The organism is Puniceicoccaceae bacterium (genome assembly GCA_040224245.1).
Classification (GTDB): domain Bacteria; phylum Verrucomicrobiota; class Verrucomicrobiia; order Opitutales; family JAFGAQ01; genus JAKSBQ01.
Window position 1 is genome coordinate 96,643 of sequence record JBEGIR010000071.1, and the last position, 7,447, is coordinate 104,089.

The following is a 7,447-nucleotide window of genomic DNA, read 5'->3' on the forward strand; positions in this document are numbered from 1 at the left end:
AATTTCACGATGTCGAGACATACATTTGCAGGCGGTCCAGCAGATGATTGAAACCATCGGCCAACGGAATGTATCCCCGCAATTGAATCTCACCTTTACCCACAGCTGCGAGGTTGTCAGCAAGATTTGCAACCGATTTCCAGGCGACCTCGAGGTTTGCAAAGCGAAAGTCCACCGAACGTCCCCCAACCGCACTGCCATCGCTCACCCAGCTGAGACGCCCCTCTTGCACGGTGATGCACCCAAGGTTTGCTTCTACTCCACCGATGAAGAGAGAAATCCGGCCATCGGGCAGATGATCCATCAGCCCACGGCTGAAATCATCCACCTCCCTCAACCCATTGAGTCCTGCCACAGCAGCACGCAGCGTGAGCAGGGTCTTGGCCAACAATTCCTGCGGTTGCGCATGCTGCCAGGCCTGAGTGCTCATGCGTTGTTTCAGGGCGAGCAGGTTGCGGATGAACCTGAACCACGCGGGAACGTGAGACAGTCCTCGAAGGCTTCGCAGCGGGAAGCGGTTGTTCTCAAAAAAACCCAGTGCCTCGGACTGTGAACGAAAGGCAAATCCGATGGAGTCGGCAGGCAGTGACTGTGAACGAAGATCGAGCAAGCGCACTCCAGCACCTCCGGTCTGGCGGATCACCGCGATGTCACAACCCGCCACGCTGCAGGTAATGCTGCGCCCGACCTCCGGCAACGGTGTTCCCATGAGGCTTCCGGGAAAGGAATCCTCCTGCATCAGACTGAACAGGATCCACGGATACAGCAGACACTGCACCCGCCCACGCTCACAGGTCAGGGTTTCCATGCTGATGCGCCCTCGCAGTCTCAACCACCTTTGCGATCACATCGAGCGGGTTGCACTTGGGGCGCACCCGAAACAGATTCTCCCGAATCTCGCGCAGTTCTCCAGGGTTATCCATCCACTGCTTGATGATGATCGGCAGGTCTCCCGCACGTTTGATCGAACGACCAAGGTTGTGTTTTTTGCAGTATCGAACTGTGATGATTTCCTGAGGCATTAATCCGCCAATGCCATTGGAAATAATGGGACAGCCCAGGAAAATCGCCTCACTGGTCAGCCCTGTTCCAGGTCGAGCCACCACCGCCGATGCACACTGCAGCAGCTCCGCCATTTTGTCGGTGTAGCGCAGGGGTTTCACGCGCATGGAAGGATGACGGCGATCCCAAAGGTTGATGGAATCGTAGACGAGGTTGTTTCGCGCGCAGAGTGCGACGACCTGGGGACGAATGCCCTGACTGTATATGAATTCAAGCTTGTCCAGGTGGTTGTTGGCACCATTCGCACCTGTCCCCAGCACGAGGATGAATTTGTCCGGATCCATTTTCAGTTCGTCACGAATGAACTGCACCTTCTGTTCCTCGCTCATCATGGAGTCGTAGAACGATGGCTTGAGCATGAATCCGCCGACCCAGTTCTTCTCATCCTTCATGCCAAGTGCTTTTGCGGCCTCGCAGGTTTCCTCGACAGCCCCGATGAAAAGATCACAGTCCGGGTTGACCCACTGTCGGCTGAACCCGTAGCTTCCATACAATTCACCACAGTAGGTAATGCAGGTAACCTTGTCGGGACCCAGCGTCTTTTTTGCCAATTCGAAAAACCCGTGATTGAGGTGCGGGTGGGTACTGATCAACACCTGCGGCTGGTAGAGTTCGAGTGTTTCCTCAAAATTCTTGCGACCAAAGATGCGCTTGGCGGCCCCCAGCAGTTTCACCTGCTCGAGAAAATTCCAGTAGACGTGATGCATGCGCGGCGCCAGTCGCTGGATCCAGTTGTAAGTTTCCACCCCGATATTGTAGATGGGGTGTGTGCCCTCCAGCGTCTGGTGGATGTTGATCTCAAGGCCCATCTTGCGACCTTCGGGGGTATGGGCCCAGTCTTCGAAGGCGCGTGCGCGCATGTTGTGACCGGTGCCAGTGCTGGATGTTAGGATGAGTACTCTCACGTTGATAAAAAACGGGGAGCCAATCCGACTCCACATGCTGTCCTGTTTTGGAGGATCGAATGTGCGACCCAAAATCTATGCAATCACACGAAAACGTTGCCCTGTCAATGTCAGGCTTGGGTGCGAGCAGTGGGTGATCGGTGATGGGTAAGGTAGCGGGAGCTTCCAGCTCGCGAAAAAAAGATCGAACCACGGATGCCTAATGCCTGATGGCGAATGGCTCCTGCGGTTACAAACCGCTGATAAACAACCACAGATGGGCACAGATTTTGGATGATGCTTCTTCTCTCACGATCTGTGCTATCCTGAAATTTGCTTCGCACCCTACAAGTCGAGGTTGAATGCCGCTGCGCTCTGGAGTGGTTCAAATTCGGCCCCATGCAGACTCACCAAGGTGAGTCTCACAAAAGGAGATGTGTGATAAAGGCGCGAGCTGGAAGCTCCCGCTACCTTCATCCTGACCGCGTTCTTACTCCTTGCTCGTGCGGTTCATCCGCTAAGTGAGAATCACCGATGGCACAGATAGGGAGAGGATAAAGTCATACGTCATTCACAAAACATCGTTCCTTCGCTACTGGATCGACTGCGCCGAACAGGATGGGCCTGCGGCCCAACAGTTTTTTATACCCATTATGGTTCAAAAACTGAATCCCATAACATCAGCAGGCGAATGCCTGCCGATATTCAGTAATCTAGACAAGCGCTGACTGATGTCAGACATTGTAAACATGGTTTCCTTCATTTCAACACGAGAGCTCTCAAGGCAACCGGGCAAGGCCATGGCCAAAGTTCGCAAAATGGCCCGCAGGTAATCACACAGAACGGTGTCCCTGCCGCTTACCTGATCCCCACCAGCGGTCGGGCCAACGAAGTCGATCTCGATGCCTTGCGTCGTTTATTGCTTGGCCGTGCTTTGGATGCTGCTCAAGCGGAAGCGGCTCGCTCTGGAACTTCCACACTATCGATGGACGAAATCAACTCAGAAATCGCTGCCTACCGGGGAGAGCGCAACTCAGTTCAATGCAAACAACCTGGCTGATGCCTGTCCCAGTCTGGGTCATCGATACAAAAGTCCTGATCTCCCCAGCACTGACTGCTGGGGGCACCTGCGACAAGATTCTGCCGGCGGCGATGGATGGGAAAATTCGCTTGGTGTGGAATTCGCCCATGCTCGCAGAATACCGGGCAGTTCAAGCGCGCCTAAAGTTCAAGTTTTCGCCTTCAACCGTTGCCAGCTTATTGGCAATCTTCGATCCCGGAGAACAAGTAGATTTTACGGCGCTGTCGCTTTGCCAGATCCTGACGATCTGGCATTCCTAGCCCAGACGTGGTGATTATTTACGGTAGGATTCGGTTAATCAGATTTAGTAATCTTTATATTTTGCGTTTGACCCCTTCGAATTTGCCTTATCTCCATGTTCCAAAAGTGCATTGCCAAAACGGATTGCAGCCTCCGGGTTATCTTGAACGATATAGCCACATATTTCGGCAAGATCTGCCTTGGCCTCGTCGGTCCAAACTACTTTGTACACCACGATTCAACGAGTTTTTTGACTTCTTCAGTCGTTTTCACTCGACCCGCCTTGGAGTCTTCCAAACCACGCTGGATTCCAGCAATAAGCTCAAGCTCATCACGGATTTGATCCAATGTTGCAGTCTCAGGAAGTCTTCCAACAGCTTCTAAAACCATTTCTTTATCGCTCATATTTTCGGTGCTTAAATTACATCAATTTCCTGAGTTTCGCAACTTTTCTTATTTCGCAGATGGATGGGATTTGCTGTAAGCTTCTTTGAGTCGGGTCTGGCTCAGATGCACTTAGATCTGGGTAGTCTGCAAACGGAGGTGTCTGGTTTGTTGCTGCACGTGGCGGATGGCGAAGTTGAAATGCTCAGGTTGGCTCAGCATGGGAATTTCATTTCCCTGAAAACAGGGGACTTTGGCTGGACCAAAGTCCTGTGGGCACCGCAGGTGCATTTGTTAAATCCCTTTTTCTTGAACCTGCATTCTCGAACGCCTCACCACTTCCCCACGCAAAGCAAGTCTTTCCGGTAGTTCCCCCGGCCAAACTCGCACCCCGCATGCCCTTCTATCCATACCACGCTGGAAACCCGATTGATGCAGCGGGAAAAAATGCCCATAATGGATTGCATGAAAAATCCAGTATTCAGATTGCTAATCTCCGTGTTCATGCTCTCCCTCCCCGTGCTTCCGGTCCAGGCATCCCAAACCCTGGAAGGATGGCCAGACAGCTGGAGTACCCAGTGGCTGACCCATGTCGATGGTGATGATGCGATTCAGCCCTTCATGGTCAGTGAAGGCACACTCATCATCAGGGGCGAACCGTACGGGTACATTCGCACTCGGGAAGTGTATCACCACTATCAGCTTGAGTTCGAATGGCGCTGGGTCAGGGAAACCGGAAACAGCGGTGTATTGATGCACATGAACGGACCGGATCAGGTTTGGCCTCTCTGCATCGAAGTGCAGCTTCGCGCCGGAAATGCCGGAGACATTGTCATGATCAACACAGGATCGGGAGTCACGGTGCGGGGTGAGTCCTACCTCGTCAACGGAGATGCACGCTTCGCCAGTGCCACCAAAACCATTCCCGAAATCGAAAAACCAGCCGGGGAGTGGAACCATTGCAAAATCGTCAACGCAGGCACCACGCTCGAGGTCTGGATCAATGGTGAAAAAGTAAACTCGGCCTCGTCCATGACGCTCAGCTCAGGTTTTGTCGGATTTCAATCCGAAGGAACACCCCTTGCCATTCGAAAGCTAAGTCTGGTTCCTCTGCAACCCTGAATGAGCACAGTAGAAGTGCAAAGCCACTACAACGACGTGTAGTTTTGCCAGTGTGTTTTACGAAATCTTATTCGTATTTTTATTTTGATGCAATTTTATTACTGTCTTCTTCGTCGTGTAGACCAGACACCAATATCATCACATGAAAATACTGAAAGAATTCGACGAAAAAACACTGAGGCAAAAACTGAGGTTTGAGAATCGAACCACAGCTCGCCGCCCGACTTCACGGCTGCGAGAGCGTGTTCGAAGCAAATCCTTCTTTGAGGATGGACCGAGCGGACCCTATCATGGTCTTGGCATGTACGGCCGCTTCTGATTTGGGCAAAGTCCGAATCATCCAGTCTCGATGCTTGCTTTTGCCCGCCATTGGCGGGCGAGGCTTGCAACAACAACCTACAGCTGATCATTTTGCTTTACCTTCCCCACCCTCATGCTGCCAGCAGCAAAAGCACAACTCCAAAAATCGCGCATTAGGTGAAATGCCATAACAGAGGCGCAGCTACACCTCTAGACGTTCAAACGGCAGTTGCCGATCCTGTGCCCATTGCAGTACTGTCGCAGTGAATTCGACAATGCATGAAAACCCAGACTCCAATATTGAATTACCGAATGCCATGAGTATGATGTCCAACACTTTCCGCGACTGCCGAACGCGCAATGCAGCCGCATATTGTCTCTGCCAGAAACATACCCATGAATTCACCCCAAATCCTCCCTGACGCAACAGCATCCACGCCCGATCCAGCAACCTTTGCTCCGGGTAGCGAGGGACTCGTCTTTGCGTGGGAAATCCATGGAAACGGATCGGGGCGTGAACTCAACTGGAAGGCCGTGCGCGAGGGGTGGAATCAAAAAGGACTGATCTGGCTTCACCTGCATTTCGAGCACCCAACGGCGAACCGGTGGCTGCGTGAAAAAAGTGGTATCGAAGAGTCCTTGCTGCCATACCTGCTTTCCGATGATTCCCGTCCTGGCGCAGTGGTACACGAAAACCGCCTCATCCTCATCATGCGTGGCATCAACGCAAACCGCGGTGCGGAACCGGAAGATCTCATTACGCTTCGCCTCTACCTTGCCCCGGATCAGATCATCAGCCTGCGCCGCCGGAGAGTGCAGACGATGCAGGCGACTCACCAGGATCTGCTTGAAGGGCATGGAGTGCGCAACGCCAGTCAATTCCTCATTGAAGTGATTGCCAGGATCGTCGAACGCATCGGCGATCATGTGGAAACGCTCGAAGAAAGACTCTCCCAACTCGAACAACAGCTGCTCAACAACGAAATCGACGGCCTGGGGGCTGGGCTACAGGAGCTTCAGTCCGACTTGATTGACTTGCGGCGCTACCTGCATCCGCAACGCATCATGTTTGGCAAACTGCTCGATGTTGAACTCGATTGGCTCGACGACGGAACCTACAATCGCATCCGCACACAAGTTGAGTTTCACACCCGGCACGTCGAGGACATTGACTACTGCTGGCAACGCACACAGGTGATCAAGGAAGACCTCAATACCCGGCAAAGCGAGCAGCTCAACCAAAAACTCTACCTGCTTGCAGTGGTATCCTGCGTCTTCCTTCCTCTGACCCTGATCACCGGATTGCTCGGGGTCAATCTCGCGGGTATACCCATGGCAGAACACCCAGCCTCGTTCAGCGTGCTCACGGCGACAATGCTAGGAATCGCTGCGATCATCCTTGTCTATTTCAAACGAAAACGCTGGTTTTAACAGGATGCAACCGCAACTCACTCCTGAGGACATTTGGACTTCGTTCGACCTCGAACCCGGTCAAACCCTGGTTTGGGATGTCGGCGCAATCCGACTCTGCGCTTCACGCTGCAAGAATGATTGGCTGATTTTCAAAGAAAACAGCAGCGAACGATCCGCCGCAAGCATCGACGTTCACAACGAACCCGTCGACATCACACAATCCCACGAGCGCTGGGCTTTCAAGAATCCTCGACCGACTCTTCACATCCAACCGGCAATGCCTGACCGTCCGCTGGTGGTGCGTCCACTCACGCCGCTCGGACTCCCCCCCGACTCGGAAGTACAGTTCTACATCAACATCCCAACCTTTGTTCAGCTCGGGTTTTCCCATTCCAAGCGCAAAACCGAGATTACAGCATTTCCTTCCCAAACCCTTTCAAACACCTGGTTTGGGGACAACTATGGTGGTGTGTTGTGTTATGCCAACAAAAGCATGATTCGCCGGGAAAAAGAAGAGCTGGGCGTCATCGCAAATCAGATCATTTGTCCGTTCAAGATCAAAAACCGCGCGAATGAAGTGCTTCAGGTCGAACGCATCTGTCTGCGCGTCCGATACCTGTCCATATGGGCTGGAAAACAGCGACTCTGGAGCAATGAAGTGACCTCCATTTTCAGGGGACATGGAAAGGAAACCCAACTGGAGTATGCATCCGCTCCACCCAAAGACGCTACCGAACCACACCTGATAAGGAAGGCCGAGGTGAAGCCTGAGCGGGGATTCCTACGGCAAACCTTCGCCCATGCGTCCTTCCCGTGGAGAAAGGAGAATGCATCATGAGCACCAGCCTCAACCAATTGTCCGAGTTTTTTGCCCAGTATCCACACGCCTCGGGCATCCTGAAGTCGCTCATCATTGCGGTCATTTGCTTTCCACTGCTCTGGATGCTTGCGGGGCTTACAT

General features: G+C 52.8%; 8 protein-coding genes. 5 read left to right on the forward strand and 3 right to left on the reverse strand.

Features of this window, described 5'->3' with window-relative positions:
- Positions 1-4 precede the first annotated feature (4 nt).
- Both ABQ298_12030 and ABQ298_12035 read right to left on the reverse strand, forming a co-directional pair.
- Positions 5-808, reverse strand: coding sequence for a hypothetical protein (locus ABQ298_12030; GenBank protein ID MEQ9825103.1), 804 nt, complete (start codon positions 806-808; stop codon positions 5-7).
- Positions 789-1,922, reverse strand: coding sequence for a UDP-N-acetylglucosamine--LPS N-acetylglucosamine transferase (locus tag ABQ298_12035; protein ID MEQ9825104.1), 1,134 nt, complete (start codon positions 1,920-1,922; stop codon positions 789-791). Before ABQ298_12035 ends, ABQ298_12030 begins: the two co-directional genes overlap by 20 nt.
- Before the next feature lie 1,065 nt (positions 1,923-2,987).
- Here ABQ298_12035 and ABQ298_12040 point away from each other — a divergent pair.
- A complete protein-coding gene (locus tag ABQ298_12040; GenBank protein ID MEQ9825105.1) occupies positions 2,988-3,287 on the forward strand; it encodes a PIN domain-containing protein in 300 nt (99 codons plus the stop codon).
- Between the two features lie 199 nt (positions 3,288-3,486).
- Here the strand turns inward: ABQ298_12040 and ABQ298_12045 are convergent, their stop codons facing one another.
- Positions 3,487-3,672 (reverse strand): hypothetical protein, encoded by a 186-nt coding sequence (locus tag ABQ298_12045; GenBank protein ID MEQ9825106.1) that lies wholly within the window; start codon positions 3,670-3,672, stop codon positions 3,487-3,489.
- Between the two features lie 444 nt (positions 3,673-4,116).
- Between ABQ298_12045 and ABQ298_12050 the strand changes: the two genes are divergently transcribed.
- The 4 genes from ABQ298_12050 (at position 4,117) to ABQ298_12065 (ending at position 7,324) form a co-directional block, all read left to right on the forward strand.
- On the forward strand, positions 4,117-4,773 hold the full coding sequence (locus tag ABQ298_12050; GenBank protein ID MEQ9825107.1) for a DUF1080 domain-containing protein: 657 nt from the start codon (positions 4,117-4,119) through the stop codon (positions 4,771-4,773).
- Between the two features lie 142 nt (positions 4,774-4,915).
- A complete protein-coding gene (locus ABQ298_12055) occupies positions 4,916-5,092 on the forward strand; it encodes a hypothetical protein (protein MEQ9825108.1) in 177 nt (58 codons plus the stop codon).
- 377 nt (positions 5,093-5,469) lie between these two features.
- Complete coding sequence (locus tag ABQ298_12060; GenBank protein ID MEQ9825109.1) at positions 5,470-6,504, forward strand: CorA family divalent cation transporter; 1,035 nt, start codon at positions 5,470-5,472, stop codon at positions 6,502-6,504.
- A 4-nt stretch (positions 6,505-6,508) separates the two neighbouring features.
- Positions 6,509-7,324, forward strand: coding sequence for a DUF432 domain-containing protein (locus ABQ298_12065; protein MEQ9825110.1), 816 nt, complete (start codon positions 6,509-6,511; stop codon positions 7,322-7,324).
- Positions 7,325-7,447: the final 123 nt, after the last annotated feature.

Excerpts from the sequence above, each read along its gene's own strand:
- ABQ298_12035 (MEQ9825104.1), bottom strand. The coding sequence starts at position 1,922 with ATGCGCGCACGCGCCTTCGAAGACTGGGCCCATACCCCCGAAGGTCGC.
- ABQ298_12030 (MEQ9825103.1), bottom strand. The coding sequence starts at position 808 with ATGGAAACCCTGACCTGTGAGCGTGGGCGGGTGCAGTGTCTGCTGTAT.
- ABQ298_12055 (MEQ9825108.1), top strand. The coding sequence starts at position 4,916 with ATGAAAATACTGAAAGAATTCGACGAAAAAACACTGAGGCAAAAACTG.
- ABQ298_12045 (MEQ9825106.1), bottom strand. The coding sequence starts at position 3,672 with ATGAGCGATAAAGAAATGGTTTTAGAAGCTGTTGGAAGACTTCCTGAG.
- ABQ298_12050 (MEQ9825107.1), top strand. The coding sequence starts at position 4,117 with ATGAAAAATCCAGTATTCAGATTGCTAATCTCCGTGTTCATGCTCTCC.
- ABQ298_12065 (MEQ9825110.1), top strand. The coding sequence starts at position 6,509 with ATGCAACCGCAACTCACTCCTGAGGACATTTGGACTTCGTTCGACCTC.
- ABQ298_12040 (MEQ9825105.1), top strand. The coding sequence starts at position 2,988 with ATGCAAACAACCTGGCTGATGCCTGTCCCAGTCTGGGTCATCGATACA.
- ABQ298_12060 (MEQ9825109.1), top strand. The coding sequence starts at position 5,470 with ATGAATTCACCCCAAATCCTCCCTGACGCAACAGCATCCACGCCCGAT.